General features: G+C 69.9%; 20 protein-coding genes. 17 read left to right on the top strand and 3 right to left on the bottom strand.

Features of this window, described 5'->3' with window-relative positions; translation table 11 throughout:
• Positions 1-13 precede the first annotated feature (13 nt).
• The 3 genes from OG870_RS06800 (at position 14) to OG870_RS06790 (ending at position 2,794) form a co-directional block, all read left to right on the top strand.
• Positions 14-376, top strand: a complete 363-nt coding sequence (locus tag OG870_RS06800; RefSeq protein WP_266586347.1) for a bifunctional 3-phenylpropionate/cinnamic acid dioxygenase ferredoxin subunit — start codon at positions 14-16, stop codon at positions 374-376.
• Complete coding sequence (locus OG870_RS06795) at positions 373-1,533, top strand: NAD(P)/FAD-dependent oxidoreductase (protein ID WP_266841603.1); 1,161 nt, start codon at positions 373-375, stop codon at positions 1,531-1,533. Before OG870_RS06800 ends, OG870_RS06795 begins: the two co-directional genes overlap by 4 nt.
• A gap of 130 nt (positions 1,534-1,663) precedes the next feature.
• A complete protein-coding gene (locus OG870_RS06790; protein ID WP_266586351.1) occupies positions 1,664-2,794 on the top strand; it encodes an aromatic ring-hydroxylating oxygenase subunit alpha in 1,131 nt (376 codons plus the stop codon).
• A gap of 1 nt (position 2,795) precedes the next feature.
• Here the strand turns inward: OG870_RS06790 and OG870_RS06785 are convergent, their stop codons facing one another.
• Positions 2,796-3,542: an IclR family transcriptional regulator gene (locus OG870_RS06785; protein ID WP_266586353.1), complete on the bottom strand. Its 747-nt coding sequence runs from the start codon at positions 3,540-3,542 to the stop codon at positions 2,796-2,798.
• A gap of 135 nt (positions 3,543-3,677) precedes the next feature.
• A complete protein-coding gene (locus tag OG870_RS06780) occupies positions 3,678-4,484 on the bottom strand; it encodes an AraC family transcriptional regulator (RefSeq protein ID WP_266586355.1) in 807 nt (268 codons plus the stop codon).
• A gap of 70 nt (positions 4,485-4,554) precedes the next feature.
• Between OG870_RS06780 and OG870_RS06775 the strand changes: the two genes are divergently transcribed.
• From OG870_RS06775 to OG870_RS06760, 4 genes are all read left to right on the top strand, one after another.
• Positions 4,555-5,373, top strand: a complete 819-nt coding sequence (locus tag OG870_RS06775; protein WP_266527321.1) for a phytanoyl-CoA dioxygenase family protein — start codon at positions 4,555-4,557, stop codon at positions 5,371-5,373.
• Positions 5,370-5,654 (top strand): hypothetical protein, encoded by a 285-nt coding sequence (locus OG870_RS06770; protein WP_266586359.1) that lies wholly within the window; start codon positions 5,370-5,372, stop codon positions 5,652-5,654. The genes OG870_RS06775 and OG870_RS06770 overlap by 4 nt, the downstream gene beginning before the upstream one ends.
• Before the next feature lie 168 nt (positions 5,655-5,822).
• Entirely contained in the window at positions 5,823-7,493 is a 1,671-nt protein-coding gene (gene betA, locus OG870_RS06765) for a choline dehydrogenase (protein WP_266527316.1), read from the top strand.
• Positions 7,494-7,496: 3 nt separating this feature from the next.
• Positions 7,497-8,333 carry a 5,10-methylenetetrahydrofolate reductase gene (locus OG870_RS06760; RefSeq protein WP_266586361.1) on the top strand — a complete coding sequence of 279 codons (837 nt, stop codon included), beginning with the start codon at positions 7,497-7,499 and terminating at the stop codon, positions 8,331-8,333.
• Between the two features lie 110 nt (positions 8,334-8,443).
• Here the strand turns inward: OG870_RS06760 and purU are convergent, their stop codons facing one another.
• Complete coding sequence (gene purU, locus OG870_RS06755; protein WP_266527312.1) at positions 8,444-9,325, bottom strand: formyltetrahydrofolate deformylase; 882 nt, start codon at positions 9,323-9,325, stop codon at positions 8,444-8,446.
• Positions 9,326-9,542: 217 nt separating this feature from the next.
• On the opposite strand from purU, the gene OG870_RS06750 reads away from it, so the two are divergent.
• The 10 genes from OG870_RS06750 (at position 9,543) to OG870_RS06705 (ending at position 24,601) form a co-directional block, all read left to right on the top strand.
• Positions 9,543-11,012 carry an aldehyde dehydrogenase family protein gene (locus tag OG870_RS06750; protein WP_266586363.1) on the top strand — a complete coding sequence of 490 codons (1,470 nt, stop codon included), beginning with the start codon at positions 9,543-9,545 and terminating at the stop codon, positions 11,010-11,012.
• Between the two features lie 20 nt (positions 11,013-11,032).
• Positions 11,033-12,118: a quaternary amine ABC transporter ATP-binding protein gene (locus OG870_RS06745; RefSeq protein ID WP_266527305.1), complete on the top strand. Its 1,086-nt coding sequence runs from the start codon at positions 11,033-11,035 to the stop codon at positions 12,116-12,118.
• On the top strand, positions 12,118-14,118 hold the full coding sequence (locus OG870_RS06740) for an ABC transporter permease (RefSeq protein WP_266586365.1): 2,001 nt from the start codon (positions 12,118-12,120) through the stop codon (positions 14,116-14,118). Before OG870_RS06745 ends, OG870_RS06740 begins: the two co-directional genes overlap by 1 nt.
• A 13-nt stretch (positions 14,119-14,131) precedes the next feature.
• A complete protein-coding gene (locus OG870_RS06735; protein ID WP_266841610.1) occupies positions 14,132-15,094 on the top strand; it encodes an ABC transporter substrate-binding protein in 963 nt (320 codons plus the stop codon).
• A gap of 278 nt (positions 15,095-15,372) precedes the next feature.
• Positions 15,373-17,811 (top strand): GcvT family protein, encoded by a 2,439-nt coding sequence (locus OG870_RS06730; protein ID WP_327690756.1) that lies wholly within the window; start codon positions 15,373-15,375, stop codon positions 17,809-17,811.
• A 55-nt stretch (positions 17,812-17,866) separates the two neighbouring features.
• Positions 17,867-19,159 (top strand): serine hydroxymethyltransferase, encoded by a 1,293-nt coding sequence (glyA, locus tag OG870_RS06725; protein WP_327690755.1) that lies wholly within the window; start codon positions 17,867-17,869, stop codon positions 19,157-19,159.
• Positions 19,156-20,388: a sarcosine oxidase subunit beta family protein gene (locus OG870_RS06720; protein WP_266527291.1), complete on the top strand. Its 1,233-nt coding sequence runs from the start codon at positions 19,156-19,158 to the stop codon at positions 20,386-20,388. Before glyA ends, OG870_RS06720 begins: the two co-directional genes overlap by 4 nt.
• Before the next feature lie 12 nt (positions 20,389-20,400).
• Entirely contained in the window at positions 20,401-23,640 is a 3,240-nt protein-coding gene (locus OG870_RS06715) for a sarcosine oxidase subunit delta family protein (protein WP_327690754.1), read from the top strand.
• Positions 23,633-24,241: a sarcosine oxidase subunit gamma gene (locus tag OG870_RS06710; protein WP_266586373.1), complete on the top strand. Its 609-nt coding sequence runs from the start codon at positions 23,633-23,635 to the stop codon at positions 24,239-24,241. The genes OG870_RS06715 and OG870_RS06710 overlap by 8 nt, the downstream gene beginning before the upstream one ends.
• Before the next feature lie 171 nt (positions 24,242-24,412).
• Positions 24,413-24,601 carry a hypothetical protein gene (locus OG870_RS06705; RefSeq protein WP_266527274.1) on the top strand — a complete coding sequence of 63 codons (189 nt, stop codon included), beginning with the start codon at positions 24,413-24,415 and terminating at the stop codon, positions 24,599-24,601.
• Positions 24,602-24,614 lie beyond the last annotated feature (13 nt).

Raw genomic sequence — 24,614 nt, 5'->3', positions numbered from 1 at the left:
GCACCGAGGTGTCATGATGATTCCCGCGTGCCGACTCGCGGATCTCCCGCGAGGTGAGGCCTTCCGGCTCGACATCGATCCGCCGGTCTCGGTGTTCCATACCGATGACGGCGAGGTCTTCGCCATCGACGACACGTGCACCCACCAGGACGCCTCGCTCGCCGACGGCTGGCTGGAGGGCTGCGAGGTCGAATGCCCGCTGCACGCCTCGAAGTTCGACCTGAGGACCGGTGCGGTGGACTCTCCGCCGGCCAAGCTTCCGGTCCGGACGCACGAGGTCGCGGTCGAGGACGGCATGATCTACGTCCGGGTGTCCACGGACGCCCCCAACCTGCCGCCCTGCGTCGCCGCCCGGCTCGCCGGGGGTCCCGCGTGAGGACCGTCGCCGTGGTCGGCGCGTCGCTGGCCGGTCTGTCGGCGGCGCGCTCACTGCGCAGGCAGGGCTACGACGGGCGGCTCGTCGTCATCGGCGACGAGCTCCACCGCCCGTACGACAGGCCGCCGTTGTCCAAGGAGTTCCTGGCCGGCACGATCGGCGAGGCGGAACTCGTGCTGGAGACGGACGACGAGGACCTGCGGGCGGAGTGGTTGCTCGGCGCCCGCGCCACCGGACTGGACCGGGCCCGTCGCGCGGTCCGGCTCTCCTCCGGTGGCGAGGTCCGCGCCGACGGCATCGTCATCGCCACCGGAGCCGCCGCGCGCGGTCTGCCGGGCGCCGAGGGCCTCGCCGGAGTGCACACCCTGCGCACCCTGGACGACGCCCGGGCCCTGCGGGACGAACTGGCCCGCGGCGGACGGCTGGTCGTGATCGGCGGCGGCTTCATCGGCGCCGAGGTCGCCTCCACCGCCTACGCTCTCGGACTCGACGTGACGGTGATCGAAGCGGCCCCGACGCCGCTCGCCGGACCGCTCGGCGAGACCATGGGCGCCGTCGTCTCCGGGCTCCACGCGGACCACGGCGTACGGCTGTTGTGCGGGGTCGGCGTCAAGGGGCTCGGCGGGGAGCGGGAGGTCGAGGCCGTTCTGCTGGAGGACGGTCGCAGTGTGCCCGCGGACATCGTCGTCGTCGGCGTCGGTGCGCGTCCGTGCGTCGAGTGGCTGGAAGATTCGGGCATCGTGCTCGACAACGGCGTGAAGTGCGGCGCTGACGGCCGTACCGGCCTGGCCGGCGTGGTCGCGGTCGGCGACTGCGCCAACTGGTACGACCCCCGCGCGGGTGCCCATCGCCGCGTGGAGCACTGGACCGGTGCCCGGGAGCGTCCCGACGCCGCCATCGCCACGCTGCTGGCCGGCGGCGCGGTGGAACCGGGTGTGCCCCGGCCCCCGTACTTCTGGTCGGACCAGTACGGCGTGAAGATCCAGTTCGCCGGGCACGCGGCCGGCGCGGACAGCGTGACCGTGGAGGAAGGCGCCGCGGACGACCGCGACGTCCTGGCCGTCTACCGGCGAGCCGGCACCCCGGTCGCCGTGCTCGGGATGAACCAGCCCCGGCTGTTCACGCGCTGGCGCAAGCAGCTCGCCGCCCTCTCTTGACACCACCCCGGCGGCATCCCATGCTGCCGTTGCACATGGCACGCAGCGTTGCTCAATACACAACACCGTCCGGAGTCGATCTTCCCGGCGCGTGAATGACCCCTCCATGACGTTTCCCGAGGAGTGCACCGTGACCTCGACCAGCCTGCCGGACAGCCTGATCGCCACCCTCCCCGGCTCCTCCTACACCGATCCCGGGATCTTCGCGCAGGAGCAGGAGCGCATCTTCGAGACCATGTGGTTCTGTGTCGCGCGCGCCTCCGAGCTCGCGAAGCCCGGCGCCTTCCGCACCGTCGACGTGGGCCGCGAGAGCATCATCGTCACCCGATCGCGTGACTCCTCGATCCGTGCGTACTTCAACGTCTGCCGGCATCGCGGTGCCAAGCTCTGCACCGAGGAGAGCGGCGAGGTCAAGCGGGCCTTCCAGTGCCCCTACCACGCCTGGACGTACGACCTGAACGGCAAGCTGGTCGCGGCGCCCAACCTCACCAAGATGCCCGACGTCGGCCGCACCGAGTACGGCCTGGTGAGCGTGGCCGTGCGCGAGTGGCTCGGCTATGTCTGGGTCTGCCTGGCGGAGAACCCGCCCTCCTTCGAGGACGAAATCATCGGCGAGGTCGTGGCCCGTCTCGGCGACGTCGAGTCGATCGAGCGCTACGGCATCGAGGACCTCTCCCTCGGCAGGCGGATCGTCTACGACGTCAGGGCGAACTGGAAGTTGATCATCGAGAACTTCATGGAGTGCTACCACTGCGCCACGATTCACCCCGAACTCACCGAGGTGCTCCCCGAGTTCGCCGACGGGTACGCGGCCCAGTACTACGTCGGGCACGGCGCCGAGTTCGGCGAGGAGGTCCGGGGCTTCACCGTCGACGGCTCCGAGGGCCTCGACCGCATCCCTGGTGTCGCCGAGGACCAGGACCGCCGCTACTACGCGATCACCGTCAGGCCGCAGGTGTTCGTCAACCTCGTCCCCGACCATGTGATCTTCCACCGGATGTACCCGGTGGCCGCCGACCGCACGATCGTCGAGTGCGACTGGCTCTACCTCCCGCACGTCGTCGACAGCGGCAAGGACGTAAGCCGGTCCGTGGAGCTCTTCGACCGGGTCAACCGCCAGGACTTCGACGCCTGTGAGCGCACGCAGCCCGGAATGAGCTCGCGTCTGTACGCCAAGGGCGGTGTGCTGGTACCCAGCGAGCACCACATAGGCGCCTTCCACGACTGGGTCAACGAGCGTCTGGGTGCTCCCCAGGGGTGACTCAGCCCAGGTAGCCCATCCGGTGGCTGATCTCCTCGGCACCCTTGATCAGCACCGGGGCGAGCTCACGCATCCGCTCCTGCGTGAACCGGTACGAGGGCCCGGACGCCGTGACCGCCGCGATGACCTCGCCGTCCGGGTCGAGGACGGGCGCGGCCATGGCGTGCAGGCCGATCTCCAGCTCCTCCTTGGTCCAGGCGTAGCCGGCCTCCCGCACCTCGGCGAGGTTCTTCTCCAGCTTCGTCTTCGAGGTGATGGTGTGCGGCGTGACCTTCTTCAGGCCGGCCTCGGACAGCAGCGTGGCGCGCTCCTTGGCCGGCAGGTACGCCAGCAGGACCTTGCCGCTCGACGTCGCGTGCAACGGGGTCAGCTGGCCGACCCAGTTGTGCGCGGTGACCGCTCCGGGGCCGCGCACCTGGTAGAGGTTGATCGCGTAGTGCTCCTGCAGCACCGCGATGTTGACCGTCTCGCCGATCTCCTCGGCGAGCCGCTCGCACACCGGGCGGCCCTGCTGGGTGATGTCGATACGACCCGTGACCGCGCCGGCCAGGCGGACGATGCCGAATCCCAGCCGGTACTTGCCACGCTCACCCGCCTGCTCCACCAGGCCGCGCGCCTCCAGGGCGCCGAGCAGGCGGAACGCGGTGGATTTGTGAACATCGATCTCGGCGGCCACCTCGCTGACACCCGCCTCCCCGCGCTGGGCGAGGATCTCGAGGACGCTGATGGCCCGGTCGACCGACTGCACTCCGCCGGCCTGCGAATTTGACGTTTCGGTATCCGTGCTGTGGTTGCTCACAACGAAACCATACGCGCAGTACGGCACAACGTGTTTATCGTCGCGACGCTGACCAGGTCGTTTCTCCTGGTAGAGGCTGATTCATCAGTGCCGGGGCTGAGCGGGTCGCGGGGCCCCTGTCCGCCTGACGGCGCGCGGCGAGGCGCCCAGTTCCTTGCGGCACGTCTTGTTGAAGGCCTGGAGGTCGGGGATGCCGACGGTTGCGGCGATCGCCGGGATGGCGAGCGTCGAGGCGATCAGGAGGTGCCGGGCGCGCTCGACGCGGCGGCGCCGGATGTAGCCGACGACCGTGAGCCCGGTGTCCTCGCGGAACAACCGCGTCAGATGGGTGTGCGAGATCCCGGCGGCGCGGGCGATGTCCGGGACGTTCAGCGGGTCGGCCAGGCGTTGTTCGATGTGGACCATGGCCGTGCGCAGGGCGGGGTGCCGGGACCCCTCGTGGTTCCCGGAGGCACCGGCCAGGCCGGTCGTGCGCCACAGCACCGTCCACAGTTCCGCGGCGGCCCGCGCCGGGGACTGCGGTCCGGCCGCGACCGTCTGGCGCAGCAGAGTGGTGAGCATCGCGGCGTCCGGGCCGGCGTCCTGCATGACCGGGACGCGGTGCCGCTCGCCCTCGCCCGGCAGCCGGAAGTGGGCGTACAGGTGTTGGCTGGGCGAGGTGTCGTAGTGGAAGTGCACTTCTGCGCCGGGCGGCACGAGGCTCACGTGCCCGGGGCGGATCGGATGCCGAAAGCCGCCGAACTCCAGGGTGCCCGAGTAGCCGTAGAGATGGAGCTGCCACAGCCGCGGCAGTCGGAACACGTCGTGCGGGCCGGCGTGTCCGTGGACGCCCACGCCCGAGTTCTCCACCTGCGGAGGCAGGTCGAGCGCCAGCTCCACCGTGTGCGTCATGGTGGAAAATTACCAGTGCTCGCTGATTACAGCCCACGACATCGGAAGCGTCTCTTCCTACGGTTGCCGTATGCCAACCACACAGCAACTGCTCAGCTCCGCACAGGTGGCGCGGTTCGTGGCACATGGTTTCCTGCGCCTCGACGGCATCGTGCCCCAGCACCTCAACGAGGAGGCGCTCGGCGTCTTCGCCGAGGGACTGCCCTCCGTGCCCTACGGCACCCCTGTGCCGAAGGCGTTCCCCGAGGGGTCCTTCGCCCGACGGCTCGTCGAACTCCCCGCCGTCGCAGGCGCGTTGGAGAGCCTGGTGGGCCCGGATCCGACCGTCGACCATCACTTCGTGCACACCCGCGCACCGCGCGAGGGCAGCGCGCAGCCGCTGCACGCCGACGCGATCATCGACCTGCGGCCCGACGCCTTCGACGTGCAGCTCATGTACTACCCGCAGGAGGTCACCGCGGACATGGGCGGCACGCTGGTCGTCCCGGGCAGTCATCTGCGCCGGATCAACGAGACCGACACCGGCCGCTACCAGAACCTGCGCGGCCAGACCCGGCTGACGTGCCCGGCCGGCACGGTCATGCTGCTCCACCACGGCATCTGGCACGGAGGACGGCGCAACGACAGCGACATCGTCCGCCACATGTACAAGATCCGCTTCAACCCGACCGTGCCGCAGGTGCGGCTCTGGGACACGGCGGACCTGCACGACCCGGCTGCGAGTGAGGAGTTGGCGCGCACCTTCCCCTGGTACGAAGGAGCCACCGGCCGGCTGGAGGTCCACAACAGGATCAAGCTCTGGCGCTCGCTGTCCGCCGACCCCGACTTCGACATCGAGTACTGGGCCACCCGAATCTCCAACCGACCCGCGCAGAGGAGCAAGGCGTGACCACTTCGAACACCGTGCGGCAGCAGGTCCTCGTCCTGTACCTGAACACGTCCGCCCTCGACTCCCCGGTCGTCGGATGGGCCCGTTACGACGGCACCGGCACCACCCGCCCCACCACCGGCGACAGCGATGAGCCGCCGTACGAGACGGGCGTCTCCGCGCTGGAGGACGGCTGGCGTCTCATCCAGGCCGCCCAGCTCATCCCGCCGTACCCGGGGGCGGAACACGAGACGTCGTTCCTCAAGCACGAGTTCTTCTTCGAGAAACTCGTGGGCGCCTGACCGCGACGCGCACCCCGACCGACCGGACGGAAGTGGGCAAGGCCACGGCACACGCCGTGGCCTTGTGCGTCTGCGCCCCGCAAGTTGCGTGGCTCGCAACCTAGTGCGCATAGCGCTACGGGTACTAGCATGCGTCGCGTATCTACGGCGCGAGCGAGACGAGGCACCATGGCTCCCCTGCAATACGACTTCGTCATCGTCGGCGGCGGTTCGGCCGGCAGTGCGCTGGCGAACAGGCTCTCGGCGGACCCGGCCAACCGGGTGCTGGTCCTGGAGGCAGGCCGGTCCGACTACCCGTGGGACGTCTTCATCCACATGCCCGCGGCGCTGACGTATCCCATCGGCAGCCGGTTCTACGACTGGAAGTACGAGTCCGAGCCCGAGCCCCACATGGGCGGCCGGCGCGTCTATCACGCCCGCGGGAAGGTGCTGGGCGGCTCCAGCAGCATCAACGGCATGATCTTCCAGCGCGGCAACCCCATGGACTACGAGCGCTGGGCCGCCGACGCCGGCATGGAGACCTGGGACTACGCGCACTGTCTGCCCTACTTCCGCCGCATGGAGAACTGTCTCGCGGCCGACCCGGACGACGAGTTCCGCGGCCACGACGGCCCCCTCGTCCTCGAACGCGGCCCGGCCACCAACCCGCTCTTCGGCGCCTTCCTCAAGGCCACCGAGGAAGCGGGTTACGCGCCGACGGACGACGTCAACGGCTACCGCCAGGAGGGCTTCGCCCAGTTCGACCGCAACGTCCACCGCGGACGCCGGCTGTCGGCCTCGAAGGCCTACCTCAAGGCGGCGAAGAAGCGTCCCAACCTCACGGTCAGGACCCGCGCCCTCGTCACCCGCGTCCTCTTCGAGGGCAAGCGTGCCGTCGGCGTCGAGTACCGGCGCGGCAGGGGCGCGCTCCAGCAGGTCCGCGCCAAGGAGGTCATCCTCTGCGGCGGCGCGATCAACTCCCCGCAGCTGCTGCAGCTCTCCGGCGTCGGCAACGCCGAGGAGCTGCGCGCCCTCGGCATCGACGTCGTCCACGACCTGCCGGGCGTCGGCGAGAACATGCAGGACCACCTGGAGGTGTACATCCAGTACGCCTGCAAGCAGCCCGTCTCCATGCAGCCGTATCTGGCGAAGTGGCGGGCGCCCTTCATCGGCCTGCAGTGGCTGTTCAGAAAGGGCCCGGCGGCGACCAACCACTTCGAGGCCGGCGGGTTCGCCCGCAGCAACGAGGACGTCGACTACCCCAACCTGATGTTCCACTTCCTGCCGATCGCGGTCCGCTACGACGGCTCCGTGCCGGCCGGCGGCCACGGCTACCAGGTCCACGTCGGGCCCATGTACTCCGACGCCATCGGCTCGGTGAAGATCAAGAGCAAGGACCCGAACGAGCACCCGGCGCTGCGCTTCAACTACCTCTCCACCGAGCAGGACCGCCGCGAGTGGGTCGAGGCCGTCCGCGTCGCGCGCAGGCTCCTGAACCAGCCCGCGCTCGCCCCCTACAACGACGGCGAGGTCTCGCCCGGCCCGTCCGTGGAGACCGACGAGGAGATCCTCGCCTGGGTCGCCAAGGACGGCGAGACCGCCCTGCACCCGTCCTGCACCTGCAAGATGGGCACCGACGAGATGGCTGTCGTCGACCCGGCCAGCATGCGCGTGCACGGCGTGGAAGGCCTGCGCGTGGTCGACGCGTCCGTGATGCCCTACGTCACCAACGGCAACATCTACGCACCGGTGATGATGATCGCCGAGAAGGCCGCCGACCTGATCCTCGGCAAGGAGCCGCTGCCCGCCTCCAAGGCCGCGTACTACCGCCACCGTGACGCCCAGAAGCAGACCGGGTAGAGCGTGGCGACCGAAGGACTCAGGGCGCTGCTCGACAGCGTCCGCTACGAAGTGCTCCCCTCGAAGGCGACCGAGGACAAGGTCCTCGCCCATGTCCCGCACGACGTCCCGGTCACCGTCACGGCGTCGCCGGTCAAGGGCCTGGAACCGACCCTCGACCTCACCACCCGGCTCGCGGCGCGCGGTTACCGCGTCGTCCCGCACGTGCCCGCGCGGCTGCTGCGCGACGACGCACACCTGAAGGACGTCGTCGACCGGCTTCTTGAGGTGGGCGTGGACGACGTCTTCGTCCCGGCGGGCGACGCGGATCCGCCGGCCGGGGTCTACGACGGCGCTCTGCCGGTGCTGCGCAGACTGAGCGAAATGGGCAGTCCGTTCGGCCGCGTCGGCATCACCGGCTATCCCGAGAGCCATCCCCTCCTCCACGACGACGTCACCGTCCAGGCGATGTGGGACAAGCGCGAGCACGCCGCGTACATCGTGAGCAACCTCTGCTTCGACGCGCGCGTGCTGGGGGAGTGGCTCGCTCGTATACGACGCCGGCACGTCACCCTGCCCGTGTACCTGGGTGTCGCGGGCCCCGTGCAACGGGCGAAACTGCTCGCGATGGCGACGAAGATCGGCGTGGGGGAGTCCACGCGCTTCCTGGCCAGGCACCCGTCGTGGTTCCTGCGGTTCGCGGCGCCCGGCGGCTACTCGCCCCACAAGCTCCTGGCCCGTACGGAAGCGGCGCTCACCGCGCCGTCGGCGGGGGTGGCCGGCCTGCACCTGTTCACGTTCAACCAGATCGCCGAGACCGAACGGTGGAGGCGGGCGCTGCTGGACCGGCTGAGCGGCTGAGCGGCTGACCGGCTGCGGGACCGAGCGCCTGCGGGGCCGAGCGGCTGAAGGCCGTATACGACATCGGTGGGCGGGCCGGAGATCCGGGCCGCCCACCGATGCCGTGCCGTTCAGCGGAAGACCACCGTACGGTTGCCCTCCACCATCACCCGGCTCTCGCTGTGCCACTTCACCGCGTGGGCCAGCACCTGCGCCTCCACGTCCCGGCCGACCGTGACCAGTTCACCCGGGTCGAGCGAGTGGTCGACGCGGACCACGTCCTGCTCGATGATCTGGCCCTCGTCCAGGTCAGGCGTCACATAGTGCGCCGTCGCCCCGACGAGCTTCACCCCGCGGGCGTAGGCCTGGTCGTACGGGCGGGCGCCCTTGAAGCTGGGCAGGAAGGAGTGGTGGATGTTGATGGCACGGCCTTCGAGCTGCTTGCACAGGTCGTCGGAGAGGATCTGCATGTAGCGGGCAAGGACCACCAGGTCGACGTCCAGTTCCTGTACCAGCTCCAGCAGCCGCGCCTCGGCCTCGGCCTTGGTGTCCCTGGTGACCGGGACGTGGTGGAAGGGGATGCCGTAGGTGTCCGCCAGGCTCTCGAAGTCCCGGTGGTTGGAGACGATCGCCGGGATCTCGATGTTGAGGGCGCCGGTGCGCCGGCGGAAGAGCAGGTCGTTGAGGCAATGGCCGAACTTGGACACCATGATCAGCGTCCGGGTCGGGGTCGAGGCGTCCCGCAGGCTCCAGGAGATCCGGTAGGCCTCGGCGACGGGGCCGAACCGGTAACGCAGTGTTTGCAGACCGGCGTTCGGATCGGAAACCTCGAAATGGACCCTCATGAAGAAACGGTCCTGAAGACGATCGTCGAACTGCTGGCTTTCGAGGATGTTGCCGGAGTTCCTGACGAGAAAGCCGCTCACGGCATGGACCAGTCCCGCACTGTCGGGACAGGAGAGAGTGAGGACGTACTCGCGGCCGGGTTGCGATCGAGGGGACTTGGGGGACACGTCGGCCTCCGTCGGTGCGTATTGCACAACAAGGTGAGCGATACGCAACATGGTCCGCTCGGCGCCCGCTTGCGGTCAAGGGGGGCCGGGCAACAGGTCGCACAGTCAAATCGTCATACGCCAACTACTTGACGTGTGTCTGGACATTCGCCAGGGTGTTCCACCACAAGCAATTGGATGCACGATGCGCAACGAATTCTGTTGAAAGGCTTGGCTCGTGGCAGACCTGTATGTTGGCGGAGAATGGCGGGAGCCGGTGGCCGGCGGTCACCGTGAGATCCGCTGTCCCGCTGACGGCGCCCTCGTGGCGACCGTGGCGGAGGGCACGCGCCCCGACACGGAGGCGGCGATCGCCGCGGCCCGCCGAGCCTTCGACGAGGGACCCTGGCCCCGCACCCCCGAGCGTGAGCGCGGCGCCCTGCTGCTGCGCACCGCCGACATCCTGGAGCGCGACGCCAAGGAGTTCGCGCGCGCCGAATCGCTGGACACCGGAAAGCGACTGGTGGAGAGCGAGTACGACATCGCCGATGTCGTCTCCTGCTTCCGCTACTACGGCGGGATCGGCGGCACCGACGCCGGCCGGGTGATCGACACCGGCCGCGACGACGCCGTCAGCCGCGTCGTGTACGAGCCGATCGGCGTGTGCGGACTGATCACCCCCTGGAACTACCCGCTGCTGCAGGCCAGCTGGAAGGTCGCCCCGGCTCTCCTCGCCGGCAACACCATCGTCCTCAAGCCCAGCGAGCTCACGCCCTCCACCTCGATCCTGCTGATGAAGGCACTGGAGGAGGCCGGGCTCCCGGCCGGCGCCGCCAACCTGGTCCTGGGTACCGGGCCGGAGGTGGGCGCCCCGCTCTCCGAGGACCCGGCCGTCGACATGGTCTCCTTCACCGGAGGCCTGGAGACCGGCAAACGCATCATGGCCACCGCGGCCGCCACCGTGAAGAAGGTGGCCCTGGAACTCGGCGGCAAGAACCCCAACGTCGTCTTCGCCGACGCCGACTTCGAGACGGCCGTGGACTTCGCGCTCACGGCCGTCTTCCTGCACTCCGGGCAGGTCTGCTCGGCGGGTGCCCGGCTGATCGTCGAGGACTCGCTGCACGACCGCCTTGTCGACGAGGTCGTCCGCCGCGCCCGGCAGATCCGGCTCGGCGGGCCCTTCGACCCCGAGGCCGAGACCGGAGCGCTGATCTCCGCCCAGCACCTGGCGAAGGTCGAGGCGTATGTCGCGGCCGGGCTCGCCGAGGGCGCCGTGCTGCGCTGCGGCGGGCAGCGGCCCGACGACCCCGCCCTCGCGAACGGCCACTACTACCCGCCGACCGTCCTCGACGAGTGCACCCAGGACATGCGGGTGGTGCACGAGGAGTCCTTCGGGCCCGTGCTGACCATCGAACGCTTCACCGACGAGGACGACGCCGTACGCATCGCCAACGACACCGAGTACGGACTCGCCGGTGCCGTCTGGACGCAGGACGCCGGCAAGGCCCAGCGGGTCGCCCGGCGGCTGCGCCACGGCACGGTGTGGATCAACGACTACCACCCCTATGTGCCCCAGGCGGAATGGGGTGGCTTCGGACACTCGGGCGTGGGCCGGGAACTGGGACCGTCCGGCCTGGACGAGTACCGGGAGCCCAAGCACATCTGGCAGAACATCCAACCCCGGCCGCAGCGCTGGTTCCGCGGCTGAACGCCGAAAAGAGGTCGATCGTGACCCCAACACAGACCGAGGTGGCGCAACGGCGCGGCACGCCCAAGGACTCGGAGGGGACTCCGGTCATATCCGTGCGCAGGCTGTGGAAGGTGTTCGGGCCGAAGGCCGACCGGGTGCCGGAGTCCGAGGAGCTGTGCGGGCTTTCCCGCCGCGAGCTCATGGACCGCACGGGATGTACCGCCGCCGTGCGCGACGTCAGCTTCGACGTCTCGCCCGGCGAGGTCTTCGTCGTCATGGGCCTGTCCGGCTCAGGCAAGTCCACGCTGGTGCGATGTCTGACCCGGCTGATCGAACCCACGGCGGGCGAGATCGTCTTCGAGGGCCAGGACATCCGCGGCGTGGACGACAAGACCCTGCGTGAGCTGCGCCGCCGCAAGTTCTCCATGGTCTTCCAGCACTTCGGGCTGCTGCCCCACCGCCGGGTCGTCGACAACGTCGGCTTCGGCCTGGAGATCCGCGGCATGAGCAGGGCCGAACGCACCAGGCGGGCCCTGGAGGTCGTCGAACTGGTCGGTCTCTCCGGCTACGAGAACTCCTACCCCGACCAGCTCTCCGGCGGTATGCAGCAACGCGTGGGTCTCGCACGGGCGTTGGCCGGAGACCCGGACGTCCTCTTCTTCGACGAGCCGTTCTCCGCGCTCGACCCGCTGATCCGCCGGGACATGCAGAACGAGGTCATCCGGCTGCACCACGAGGTCGGCAAGACGATGGTGTTCATCACCCACGACCTCTCCGAGGCGCTCAAGCTGGGCGACCGCATCCTCATCATGCGCGACGGCAAGATGGTCCAGTGCGGCACCGGCGACGAGCTCGTGGGCGCGCCCGCCGACGACTACGTACGCGAGTTCGTGAAGGACGTGCCGCGGGGCGACGTGCTCACCCTGCGGTGGATCATGCGCGAGCTGGAGGACGGCGACGAGCTGGACGGCCCCGAGCTGGGCCCGGACGTCGTGGTGAAGGAGGCCACCCGGGCCGTCCTGGCAGCCGACAAGCCGGTCAAGGTCGTCGAGAACGGCAAGCTGCTCGGCATCGTCGGCGACGAGGAGATCCTCGCGGTGGTCGCCGGGGAAGGCGGCGCGTGATGACCGTCGCCATGGAGAAACCCGAGAAGACGGAGGCCGTCGAACCGGCCGCGCCCGCCAGGGCCGCCCGCAAGGTCAGCCGGCCCATGGTGATCGGCGCGATCCTCGTCGTGTGGCTGGTGCTGTTCGCCGTCCTGCGCGGCCGGCAGACCCTGTCCCTGGCGGTGGCCGATCTGACCGACCTGCACCGGTGGATCAACGACTTCAACGACTCCATCGGGGCCAACCGCAACTCCAACCCGCTCTTCCTGTACTTCTTCAACGAGATCCGGCTGGTCATCGACAACCTGGTGACCTTCGTCCAGCACCTGATCTCGCAGCCGTCCGGCGCCCGCCCTGTCCCGGAGATCGGCTGGCTCGGAGTCGTGGGCCTCGCCGGATTCGTGTCCTGGGCCGTGGGCAACTGGAAGGTCGCCCTGCTGGCCGTGGCCGGCTTCACCTTCTTCGGGCTGCAGGGCCTGTGGCAGGAGAGCATGGACACCCTGGCGCTCATCCTGTGCGCGGTGTTCGTGGCGCTGCTGTTCGCGATCCCGCTCGGGGTGTGGGCCGGTCTCTCGGACCGGTTCAACCGGTTCATGACGCCCTTCCTGGACTTCATGCAGACGATGCCGACGTTCGTCTACCTGGCGCCGCTGACCCTGTTCTTCCTCATCGGCGGTGCCTCCGCCACGATCGCCACCGTGATCTACGCGGCCCCACCGACGATCCGCATCACCGCGCACGCCATCCGCAACGTGTCGAAGACGACGGTCGAGGCGGCCGACTCCCTGGGCGCCACCCGACGCCAGTCGTTGCTCAAGGTCCTGCTGCCGATGTCCAAGCGGACCGTGGTCATGGGCGTCAACCAGACCATCATGGCCGCCCTGGCCATGGTGACCATCGCGGCCCTGATCAACGCACCGGGCCTCGGCGTGAACGTCCTGCAGGCACTGCAGTCGCTCGACGTCGGCACCGCCTTCAACGCCGGCCTCGCCATCGTGATCATGGCGATCGTCCTGGACCGGGTCACCACCGCGGCCAGCGCGCGCGAGGAGCACGCACGCAACTCCAAGAACCGCTTCGAGAGGTGGCGGCGGCCGCTGCTCGGCACCGGCGCCGTGGTCACGGCGGTCCTGATCTACCTGTCGCACACCTACCTCTGGGCGGCCGACTTCCCCGGTGACGGCGCCGTCGGGAGTCATATCGCGAGCGCGACGGACACCGCGGCCAACTGGGTGCAGGACAACCTGTCGGGCCTGACCAACGCCTTCCGCGACACCATCACCAACGGCCTGCTCAACCCGTTCCAGACACTGCTCACCGACTCCCCGTGGTGGCTCGTCGGCGCGGTGCTGGTCGCGCTCGCCGTGGTCCTCGGCGGCTGGAGGTCCGGAGTCACCACGGCCGTGTGCGTGGGCCTGCTGGTCGCCACCGGTGTGTGGTCGGACGCCATGACGACGATGGCCTCGACGCTCGTCGCGACGGTGCTCGTGATGATCCTCGGCATCGTCTTCGGGGTGTGGATGGGCCGCAGCATGATGGCCGACCGCATGATCCGGCCCACATTGGACGCGGCCCAGGTCATGCCGCCGTTCGTCTATCTCGTGCCGTTCCTCGCGCTGTTCGGCGCCACCCGCTTCACGGCCATCGTCGCCGCGATCGTCTACGGGGCGCCCGTCGCCATGAAGATCATCGCCGACGGGATCCGGGCGGTGCCCGAGACCACCGTGGAGGCGGCGACCTCCGCCGGGTGCAACACCTGGCAGATCATCACCAAGGTTCAACTGCCGATGTCACGCAGCGCCCTGACGCTTGCGACCAACCAGGGCCTGATCTACGTGCTGTCGATGGTTGTTGTGGGCGGCCTGGTAGGTGCGGGCGCCCTCGGCTACGACGTCGTGGCCGGATTCTCACGGGGGGAGCTGTACGGGAAGGGGCTTGCCGCGGGTCTGGCCATCGTCCTTCTCGGAGTCATGTTCGACCGGATCACTCAGGCCGCGGCGCGCCGCGCCACCGCTTAAGGAGCACGACACCATGGCAAGACACTGGCGAGCCGGCGCGGCCGGCCTGGCCGTCCTCGGCCTCACCCTCACCGCGTGCGGCGGGGCGAAGGTCGGAGACAGCTCCTCCGCGGGCTCGGGAAGCTCGGGCAGGTGCGGCACCTTCAACCTGGCCGTCAACCCGTGGGTGGGCTACGAGGCGGACGCGGCGGTCGTCGCGTACGTCGCGCAGCACAACCTCGGCTGCACGGTCAACAAGAAGAACCTGAAGGAAGAGATCGCCTGGCAGGGCTTCGGCACCGGCGAGGTCGACGCGGTCCTGGAGAACTGGGGCCACGCCGACCTGGTGAAGAAGTACATCGACCAGCAGAAGACCGCCGTGGACGCCGGCCAGACCGGCAACAAGGGCATCATCGGCTGGTACGTGCCGCCGTGGCTGGCCAAGGCGCACCCCGACATCCTCGACTCGAAGAACCTCGACAAGTACGCGTCGAAGTTCAAGACGTCCGAGTCGGGCGGCAAGGGCCAGCTCCTCGACGGTGACCCGTCGTACGTCACGAACGACGCGGCGCTGGTCAAGAACCTGAACCTGGACTTCAAGGTGGTGTACGCGGGCAGTGAGGCCGCGCTCATCACCGCCTTCCGGGACGCCGAGAAGAACAAGAAGTGGGTGATCGGCTACTTCTACGAGCCGCAGTGGTTCCTGTCCGAGGTCCCGCTGAAGAAGGTCAGCCTGCCCCCATACAAGACGGGCTGTGACGCCGACGCGGCGAAGGTCGCCTGCGACTACCCGGTCTACAACCTGAACAAGATCGTCAGCACGAAGTTCGCCAAGTCGGGCAGCCCCGCCTACAACCTGGTGAAGAATTTCAACTGGACGAACGACGACCAGAACGAGGTCGCCAAGTACATCGCCCAGGACAAGCTGTCCGACGAGGCGGCGGCGAAGAAGTGGGTCGAGGCCAACAAGGACAAGGTGGACGCCTGGATCAAGTAGTCCCGGGCGGAAACGGGCCCGGTCGGGCCCGGGTGGAAACGCCGGTCGAACATGCCCGGCGGGCGGTGCGTAGCCGTACGCACCGCCCGCCGGGCATTGCCGTGTTCCGGCCCGTGTTCGGCCCGTGTTCGGCCTGTGCACCGGTCTGTGTTCCGGGCCGTTTTCCGACATCACGGACCCCTTGACACCCCCTCCCCGCGACAGGCACATTGAGTTGCGCAACCTGAACCATGTTGCGCAGACAGCAACTCTAGGGTTTTGATTTCGGAGGTGCGGCGATGGCGGGACCCCGAGTGGTGATCATCGGAGCGGGCGTCGTGGGAGCGGCGCTCGCGGACGAGATCTCCGCGCGAGGCTGGACCGAAGTGACCGTGGTCGACCAGGGCCCGCTGCCCGCCACGGGAGGCTCCAGTTCGCACGCCCCGGGCCTGGTCTTCCAGACCAACTCCTCCAAGACGATGACCGAACTGGCCCGCTACACCGTCGAGAAGCTCTGCTCCCTCGACGTCGACGGCAAGCCCTGCTTCCTGCAGGTCGGCGGCCTCGAAGTGGCGACCACCCCCGAGCGCCTCGCGGAACTGCGGCGCCGCCACGGCTGGATCACCGCCTGGGGCATCGAAGCCCGCCTGCTGACCACCGACGAGTGCGTCGAGCAGCACCCCCTGGTCAACCGGGACCGGGTCCTCGGCGGCCTCCTGATCCCGACCGACGGCCTCGCCAAGGCCGTCCTCGCCGTCGAGGCGCAGATCCGCCGGGCCACCGATCGCGGCGTCCGCGTCCTGCCCCGCCACGAGGTCCTCGACGTGCTGAAGGCCGACGGCGAGGTGACCGGAGTCCTCACCGACCAGGGCGAGATCCCCGCCGACATCGTCGTGTGCTGCGCCGGCATCTGGGGCCCGAAGATCGCCCGCATGGCCGGCATGAACCTCCCGCTGACCCCGCTCGCCCACCAACTCGCCTGGACCGGCCCGGTTCCGGCGCTCGCGGGGCGGACCGAGGAGGCGGTGCGCCCGATCCTGCGCCACCAGGACGCCGACCTCTACTACCGCGACCGCTTCGACGGCATCGGCATCGGCTACTACGGCCACCGCCCGATGCCCACCACCGCCGACGAGATCCTCTCCGTCGACGAGGCCGACGCCATGCCGTCCGTCCTGAAGTTCACCGAGGACGACTTCGCCCCCGCCTGGACCGAGACGCAGTCCCTGCTCCCCGCGACGCAGGAGGCCAAGGTCGAGGAGGGCATCAACGGCCTGTTCTCCTTCACCACCGACAACTTCCCGCTGCTCGGCGAGTCCCCGGACGTCAAGGGCTTCTGGGTCGCCGAGGCGGTCTGGGTCACGCACTCCGCGGGCGTCGGGCGGGCCATGGCCGAATGGCTGGTCGACGGCCACTGCTCGTCCTTCGACCTGCACGAGTGCGACGTCAACCGCTTCGAGCCGCACCAGCTCTCCCCGGAGTACGTCCTGGCCCGCGACTGCCAGAACTTCGTGGAGGTCTACGACATCCTCCACCCCCTCCAGCCGTCCGGGAAGCCGCGCCCGATCCGCACCAGCCCCTTCCACACCCGCCAGCAGGAGCAGGGCGCCTTCTTCCTGGAGGCGAACGGCTGGGAGCGCCCGCAGTGGTACGAGGCCAACGCGGGCCTGGTGGAGGGCCGTTCCATCCCCACCCCGAACGACTGGGCGGCGCAGTACTGGTCGCCCATCGTCGGGGCCGAGGCCCAGGTCACCCGCGAGACCGTCGCGATGTACGACATGACGGCCCTCAAGCGCCTGGAGGTGACCGGCCCGGGTGCCGCCGCCTTCCTGGAGCGGCTGGTCACCGGCAAGGTCGCCAAGTCGGTCGGGTCGGTGACGTACACCCTGCTCCTCGACCACGACGGCGGCATCCGCAGCGACATCACCGTGGCCCGCCTGGCCCGCGACCTCTTCCAGGTCGGCGCCAACGGCAACCTCGACCTCGACTGGTTCACCCGCCACCTCCCCGCCGACGGCACGGTCCAGGTCCGCGACATCACGCCCGGTACCTGCTGCGTCGGCCTGTGGGGTCCGCTGGCCCGCAAGGTCCTGCAGCCCCTGACGGACGAGGACTTCTCCGGTGCCGGCCTGAAGTACTTCCGCGCCAAGCGCGCCTACATCGGCTCGGTCCCCGTCACCGCCATGCGCCTGTCGTACGTGGGGGAGCTCGGCTGGGAGCTCTACACCACCGCCGACCAGGGCCAGAAGCTGTGGGACACCCTGTGGGAGGCGGCGAGGCCCCTCGGCGGCATCGTCGCAGGGCGCGGCGCCTTCAACAGCCTCCGCCTGGAGAAGGGTTACCGCTCCTTCGGCACCGACATGACGTACGAGCACGACCCGTACGAGGCCGGTGTCGGCTTCGCCGTCAAGCTCGACAAGGACGACTTCATCGGCAAGGCGGCGCTGGAGCGGCGCAAGGCGGACGTACGGCGGAAGCTGACCTGCCTCACCATCGGCGATCCACGGTCGGTCGTCATGGGCAAGGAGCCGGTGTACGACGGTGACCGCGCCGTCGGCTACGTCACCAGCGCGGCGTACGGCTACACGATCGGCAAGGGGATCGCCTATGCGTGGCTGCCGAGTGAACTCGCCGCTCCTGGAACGACGTTGCACGTCGGCTATTTCGACGAGCGGGTCGAGGCGGTCGTGGCCGAGGAGCCGTTGTTCGACCCGACGATGTCCCGTCTTCGCGGGTGAGGGATCGACGCTCGCCAACCGTCGTCGAGGCCGTTGAGAGGAACGCGAACGCCGTATGAACACACTGAACACCCCGCTGGCCGAGCTGGACCCCGAGGTCCACGCGGCCCTGCGCGCCGAACTGCACCGCCAGCAGTCCACCCTGGAGATGATCGCCTCCGAGAACTTCGCACCGGCCGCCGTGATGGAGGCCCAGGGCTCGGTCGCGACCAACAAGTACGCCGAGGGCTACCCCGGCCGCCGCTACTACGGCGGCTGCGAACACGTCGACGTCACCGAGCGGTTGGCCATCGAGCGGGTCAAGTCCCTCTTCGGTGCGGGCTTCGCCAACGTGCAGCCGCACTCCGGCGCCCAGGCCAACACCGCCGTCTTCTTCGCGCTGCTCCAGCCCGGCGACACCGTCCTCGGCCTCGACCTCGCGCACGGCGGCCACCTCACCCACGGCATGCGCCTCAACTACAGCGGCAAGATGCTCAACGTGGTGCCGTACCACGTGGACGAGGCGGACAACCTCGTCGACATGGACGAGGTCGAGCGGCTCGCCAAGGAACACCGCCCGAAGATGATCATCGCGGGCTGGTCGGCGTATCCGAGGCAGCTGGACTTCGCGGCCTTCCGGCGGATCGCCGACGAGGTGGGCGCACTGCTGATGGTCGACATGGCGCACTTCGCGGGCCTCGTCGCGGCCGGGCTGCACCCCAACCCCGTACCCCATGCCCATGTCACCACCACGACGACGCACAAGACGCTCGGCGGTCCGCGCGGCGGAGTCATCCTCACCAACGAGGCCGACCTGGCGAAAAAGATCAACTCGGCGGTGTTCCCCGGCATGCAGGGCGGCCCGCTGGAGCACGTCATCGCCGCGAAGGCGGTCTCCTTCAAGGTCGCCGCGTCACCGGAGTTCACCGAACGCCAGGCCCGTACGCTGGCCGGCGCCCGCATCCTGGCCGAGCGCCTGACGCAACCGGACGCGGCGACGGCCGGGGTGAAGGTCCTGACCGGTGGCACGGACGTGCACCTCGTCCTGGTCGACCTCCGTGACTCGGCACTCGACGGCCGCCAGGCCGAGGACCTGCTCCACGAGATCGGCATCACCGTCAACCGCAACGCCGTGCCCTTCGACCCGCGCCCGCCCATGGTCACCTCGGGCCTGCGCATCGGCACCCCGGCGCTCGCGACCCGCGGCTTCACCGAGGAGGACTTCACGGTGGTCGCCGACGTGATCGCGCTCGCCCTCCAGCCGGAGCCGGACACCACCGCCCTGCGCACCCGCACCCAGGCGCTGGCGGCCAAGCACCCGCTCTACCCGCACCTGTCCGATCCGTCCACACGCGGAGACGTCCGATGAGCCCCCGCACCCCCGGCGCCGAGCTCCCCGAGCACCCCGACTGGCTGTGGCGCACGCCCGAGCCCAAGCGCTCGTACGACGTCGTCGTCGTGGGCGGTGGCGGCCACGGCCTGGCCACCGCCCACTACCTGGCGAAGAACCACGGCATCACCAATGTGGCCGTGCTGGAGAAGGGCTGGCTCGCGGGCGGCAACATGGCCCGCAACACCACCATCATCCGCTCCAACTACCTGTGGGACGAGAGCGCCGGCATCTACGAGCACGCCCTCAAGCTGTGGGAGGGCCTCGCCGACGAGCTCGACTACCCGATCCTCTTCTCCCAGCGCGGCGTGCTGAACCTGGCGCACAGCCTCCAGGACGTCCGCGACAGCGTGCGCCGCGTGGAGGCGAACCGCCTGAACGGCGTGGACGCCGAGTGGCTCGACGCCGAGCAGGTCCGGGAGGTGTGCCCGATCGTCAACATCTCCCCGGACGTGCGCTATCCGGTCCTCGGCGCCACCTACCAGCCGCGCGCCGGCATCGCCAAGCACGACCACGTCGCCTGGGGCCTGGCGCGCTCGGCGGACGCCGCCGGGATCGACATCATCCAGAACTGCGAGGTCACCGGCCTCGACATCGTCGGCGGCCGGGTGGTCGGCGTGCAGACGACTCTCGGCCCGATCGCGGCGGGCAAGGTGGCGCTGTGCTCGGCGGGCCACACCTCCGTGCTCGCCGCCATGGCAGGCATCGAACTCCCGCTCCAGAGCCATCCGTTGCAGGCGCTGGTCTCGGAACTGCTGGAGCCGGTGCACCCGACCGTCGTGATGTCCAACGCGGTGCACGTGTACGTGAGCCAGGCGCACAAGGGCGAGCTGGTCATGGGCGCGGGCATCGACTCGTACAACTCCTACACGCAGCGCGGCGCGTTCCACATCATCGAAGAGCAGATGTCGGCGGCCCTGGAGCTCTTCCCGGTCTTCGCCCGCGCACATGTCCTGCGCACCTGGGGCGGCATCGTCGACGTCACCCCGGACGCCTCGCCGATCGTCGGCCTCACCCCGGTGGACAACCTCTACCTCAACTGCGGCTGGGGCACGGGCGGCTTCAAGGCCACCCCGGGCGTCGGCTCGGTCTACGCACACACCATCGCCCACGACACCCCCCACCCTCTCAACGCCCCCTTCTCGCTCGACCGTTTCACCACCGGCGCGCTCGTCGACGAGCACGGCGCGGCCGCGGTGGCCCACTAGGGAGCCGAACCCATGCTGCTCATCCCCTGCCCGTGGTGCGGGCCCCGCGACGAGGCCGAGTTCCACTACGGCGGCCAGGCCCATGTGCCGTACCCGGAGAACCCCGCGGCCCTGACCGATGAGGAGTGGGCCCGGTACCTCTTCTTCCGCGCCAACCCCAAGGGCCCCTTCGCGGAACGCTGGAGCCACGCGGCGGGCTGCCGCCGCTGGTTCAACGCGGTACGGGACACCTCGACGAACGAACTCCTGACGGTGTACCGGGCAGGGGAGGAGCGACCGGCCACTACTGGGCCGAGTCAGGCCACCCCTGCCTCGCAGGCGGTCACTCCTGAGCCGAGTCCGGCACATCCAGTCCGGCTGGGGGAGTTTGAGGACGAGGCCTGTTCAGGGCCGACCGGGGGCCCGGGGGCAGAGCCCCCGGCACGGCTCGCCAGCCAACCGCACCGCCTGGCCTCCGGCGGCCGAGTCGACCGTAACGCCCCCCTCACCTTCGTCTTCGACGGCACCGAGTACCAGGGCTTCCGCGGCGACACCCTCGCCTCCGCCCTCCTGGCCAACGGCGTCATCCAGGCCGGCACCAGCATCAAGCTGGGCCGCCCCCGCGGCATCTTCTCCGCCGGCGTCGAAGAACCGAACGCCGTTGTCCAGATCGAGAAACCCTTCCCCGAGCCGATGCTCCCCGCCACGACCGTCGAGCTCTACGACGGCCTGGTCGCCACCGGCCTCCCCGGCCAGGGGCGCCTCGCCACCGAACCGGACCCCGCCCGCTACGACGCCGTACACACCCACTGCGACCTGCTGATCGTCGGCGCGGGACCGGCCGGCCTCGCGGCGGCGGCCGCGGCAGCCGGCAGCGGCGCTCGCGTCATCGTCGCCGACGACCAGCCGGAGACCGGCGGCAGCCTCCTCGGCACGGGCGAACTCCGGGACTGGGCGGCCGAGATCACCGCACAGCTCGACGCCGCCCCCGACGTCCGTGTCCTGCGTCGCACCACCGTCTTCGGCTACTACGACGACAACCACCTCCTCGCCGTGGAACGCCGCACCAACCACCTCGGTGCCGCCGCCCCCGACAACGTCTCCCGCGAGCGCGTCCACCGCATCCGGGCCCGCCGCGTCGTCCTCGCCACCGGAGCCCACGAGCGCTCACTGGCCTTCGCCGACAACGACCGCCCCGGCGTGATGCTGGCCGCCTCGGCCCGCACCTACGTCAACCGTCACGCGGTCCTGCCCGGCCGCCACGCCGTCGTGTTCACCACCAACGACAGCGCGTACGCGGCGGCGTTGGACCTGCACAGAGCCGGCGTGGACGTCACGGCGATCGTCGACACCCGCGCGGAGCCGGGGGAGTGGGCGGAGCGTGCCGGTGCGGCCGGCATCGAGGTGCTGGCGGGGCACGCCGTCACCGGCACGGAGGGCGAGGCGCGGCTGACGGCGGTGACCGTCGCCCCGTACGGAAAGACCACGGGGGAGCGGGAGTTCGCCATCGACCTGCTGCTGGTCTCCGGCGGCTGGAACCCCGTCGCGCACCTGTTCAGCCAGGCGGGCGGCAGGCTGCGCCACGACGACGCCCTCGGCACCTTCGTCCCCGACACCTGCCGCCAGGCCGTCGAGGTCGCGGGCAGCGCGAGCGGTGTGTTCGACCTGGACGCCGTCGTCGCGCAGGGCGCGGCCGCCGGGGCCCGAGCGATCGAGGCCGAGGGCTGTGCGGCCGGTCCTCCCGCGCTCCCGCAGGTGCCCGCCCAACCACGGCCGACGCCTCCCATGCAGGTGTTCACCGTGCCCGGCCGGGAAGGCGCCCCCCGTTTCGTCGACCTCCAACGCGACGTCACCGTCGACGACCTGACCCGCTCGACGGGCGCCGGAATGCGCTCGGTCGAGCACACCAAGCGCTACACGACAGCCGGCACGGCCAACGACCAGGGCAAGACCTCCGGTGTCCTGGCCAGCGGCGTCGTGGCCGAACTGCTCGGCGTGGACATCTCCGCGCTGGGCACGACCACCTTCCGTCCCCCGTACGCTCCGGTCTCCTTTGCCGCGCTCGCAGGACGCGACCGTGGCGCGCTGTCCGACCCGGTCCGCACAACTGCCCTGCACCACTGGCACGTTGCGCACGGCGCACTCTTCGAGAACGTCGGCCAGTGGAAGCGCCCCTGGTACTACCCGCAGGACGGCGAGGACATGGAGACGGCCGTGCTGCGCGAATGCGCCGCCGCCCGCGAGGGCGTCGCCTTCATGGACGCCTCCACCCTCGGCAAGATCGACGTACAGGGCCCGGACGCGGCCGTCCTGCTCGACCGGCTCTACACCAACATGATGAGCAATCTGAAGGTCGGCATGATCCGCTACGGCGTGATGTGCCACCCGGACGGCATGGTCTTCGACGACGGCACGGTCATCCGCCTGGCCCAGGACCGCTTCCTGGTCACCACGACCACGGGCAACGCGGCCGCCGTACTGGACTGGATGGAGGAGTGGCTGCAGACGGAGTGGCCGGAGCTGAAGGTGCACTGCACCTCCGTGACCGAGCAGTGGGCCACCGTCGCCCTGGTCGGCCCCGAGTCCCGCGCGGTCCTCGGCGCGCTCGCACCTCAACTCGCCGTGGAGAACGACGACTTCCCGTTCATGGCCTGGCGCGAGACGACCGTCGCGGGCATCGAGGCCCGGGTCTGCCGGATCAGCTTCTCCGGCGAACTCGCCTACGAGATCAACGTGTCACCGTGGGAGGCGCTCGCCCTCTGGGAAGCGCTGTACGAGGCCGGCGCCCCGCACGGCATCACCCCCTACGGCACCGAGACCATGCACGTCCTGCGCGCCGAGAAGGGCTACCCGATCATCGGCCAGGACACCGACGGCACGGTCACCCCGCAGGACCTCGGCATGAGCTGGGCGGTGTCGAAGAAGAAGCCCGACTTCATCGGCAAGCGTTCCTTCGCCCGCGCCGACGCCGTCCGCCCCGACCGCAAGCACCTGGTGGGCCTGCTCCCCGAGGACCCGGGCACCTTCCTCCCCGAGGGCACACAGTTGGTCGCCGACGGCGTGCTGCCCGCGCCGCCCGTCCCGATGCTCGGCCATGTCACCTCCAGCTACCGCAGCGCCGCCCTCGGTCGCACCTTCGCGCTGGCCCTGGTCAAGGGCGGCCGGGAGCGCATCGGCGAGCGGCTCTACGCACCCGTGGGCGACCGGCTGGTTCCGGTGACGGTCGCAAGCCCCGTCCTCTACGACCCCGAGGGAGCCCGCCGCGATGGCTGACACCAGGCTCTCCGCCCCGCCCCGCAGCCCCCTGGCACACGCCGCCGACCGGCTTGCCGCCGCCACACGCGCCTCCCGGGGCGCGGTTCGGCTGGCCGAACTCCCCTTCCTGGCCCAGGTGAACGTCCGTCTCGACGCCAAGGGAGGAGCGGCGGACGCGGTCGGCCTCGCGCTGGGCCTGCAACTGCCCCTCGAACCCGACACGGTCGTCCGCGCGGGGGAGTTGACGGCACTGTGGCTCGGCCCGGACGAATGGCTGGTGGTGGGCCCGCCGGACAGTCGGCGGGACCTGGAGGGCCGGATCCGGGAGGCCGCCGCGGACGAGGCCGCCTCCGTCTCCGTCACCGACGTCTCCGCCCAGCGCACCACGCTCCTGGTCGCGGGCCCCCGGGCCCGTGACCTGCTGGCCCACGGCTGCGCGCTCGACCTGCACCCGCGCGCCTTCGGCACCGGACGCTGCGCCCAGACGAGCCTGGGCCGTACCCAGGTCGTACTGGTCGCCCGGGACGAACCCCGCGGCGGATTCTGGGTACTGGTGCGTTCGTCCTTCGCCGGCTATCTCACGGACTGGCTGCTGGACGCCGCCACCGAATACCTGTGACACCGCAGCCGCTCGCCAACACGTGCGTGGGGATGCCCAGTTGGGTACGGGCGGCCCGGACGCGTTGTTGAAAGGGTTACCAATGCGGCCTCTGTGACCATTTGCGCGCTCTGTGGCGTTGTGGTGCTCTGGGTTACGAGGACTGGTAGGCAACCCAGAGGAGATGGTCGTATGCCTTCCACGGACAGGACGGTCGCGGAACCCACGGGGATCCAGAGCGTCGACATCGAGTCGGCCCTCGACCCCGCCGAGCCCGACGGCGTCTACCGTGACAGTCGCGAGTGCGCCGCGCTGGCGCTTCTCTCCGGAGAGACGAAGCTGCTGCTGTCGCCGCCGACCCCCCGCCCCAAGAAGGGCTGAGCGAGCCGACGGG

The sequence above is a fragment of the Streptomyces sp. NBC_00461 genome, from assembly GCF_036013935.1.
In the GTDB taxonomy this organism is placed as follows: Bacteria; Actinomycetota; Actinomycetes; order Streptomycetales; family Streptomycetaceae; genus Streptomyces.
The sequence above is the reverse complement of the archived record's forward strand: the minus strand, read 5'-3'. Positions and strand labels throughout refer to the sequence as shown.

What these genes read in the sequence shown, in the direction of transcription:
- OG870_RS06800 (WP_266586347.1), top strand. Translation starts at nt 14, where the DNA reads ATGATGATTCCCGCGTGCCGACTCGCGGATCTCCCGCGAGGTGAGGCC.
- OG870_RS06780 (WP_266586355.1), bottom strand. Translation starts at nt 4,484, where the DNA reads ATGACGCACACGGTGGAGCTGGCGCTCGACCTGCCTCCGCAGGTGGAG.
- OG870_RS06775 (WP_266527321.1), top strand. Translation starts at nt 4,555, where the DNA reads ATGCCAACCACACAGCAACTGCTCAGCTCCGCACAGGTGGCGCGGTTC.
- betA (WP_266527316.1), top strand. Translation starts at nt 5,823, where the DNA reads ATGGCTCCCCTGCAATACGACTTCGTCATCGTCGGCGGCGGTTCGGCC.
- OG870_RS06740 (WP_266586365.1), top strand. Translation starts at nt 12,118, where the DNA reads ATGACCGTCGCCATGGAGAAACCCGAGAAGACGGAGGCCGTCGAACCG.
- OG870_RS06735 (WP_266841610.1), top strand. Translation starts at nt 14,132, where the DNA reads ATGGCAAGACACTGGCGAGCCGGCGCGGCCGGCCTGGCCGTCCTCGGC.
- OG870_RS06730 (WP_327690756.1), top strand. Translation starts at nt 15,373, where the DNA reads ATGGCGGGACCCCGAGTGGTGATCATCGGAGCGGGCGTCGTGGGAGCG.
- glyA (WP_327690755.1), top strand. Translation starts at nt 17,867, where the DNA reads ATGAACACACTGAACACCCCGCTGGCCGAGCTGGACCCCGAGGTCCAC.
- OG870_RS06720 (WP_266527291.1), top strand. Translation starts at nt 19,156, where the DNA reads ATGAGCCCCCGCACCCCCGGCGCCGAGCTCCCCGAGCACCCCGACTGG.
- OG870_RS06715 (WP_327690754.1), top strand. Translation starts at nt 20,401, where the DNA reads ATGCTGCTCATCCCCTGCCCGTGGTGCGGGCCCCGCGACGAGGCCGAG.
- OG870_RS06710 (WP_266586373.1), top strand. Translation starts at nt 23,633, where the DNA reads ATGGCTGACACCAGGCTCTCCGCCCCGCCCCGCAGCCCCCTGGCACAC.
- OG870_RS06705 (WP_266527274.1), top strand. Translation starts at nt 24,413, where the DNA reads ATGCCTTCCACGGACAGGACGGTCGCGGAACCCACGGGGATCCAGAGC.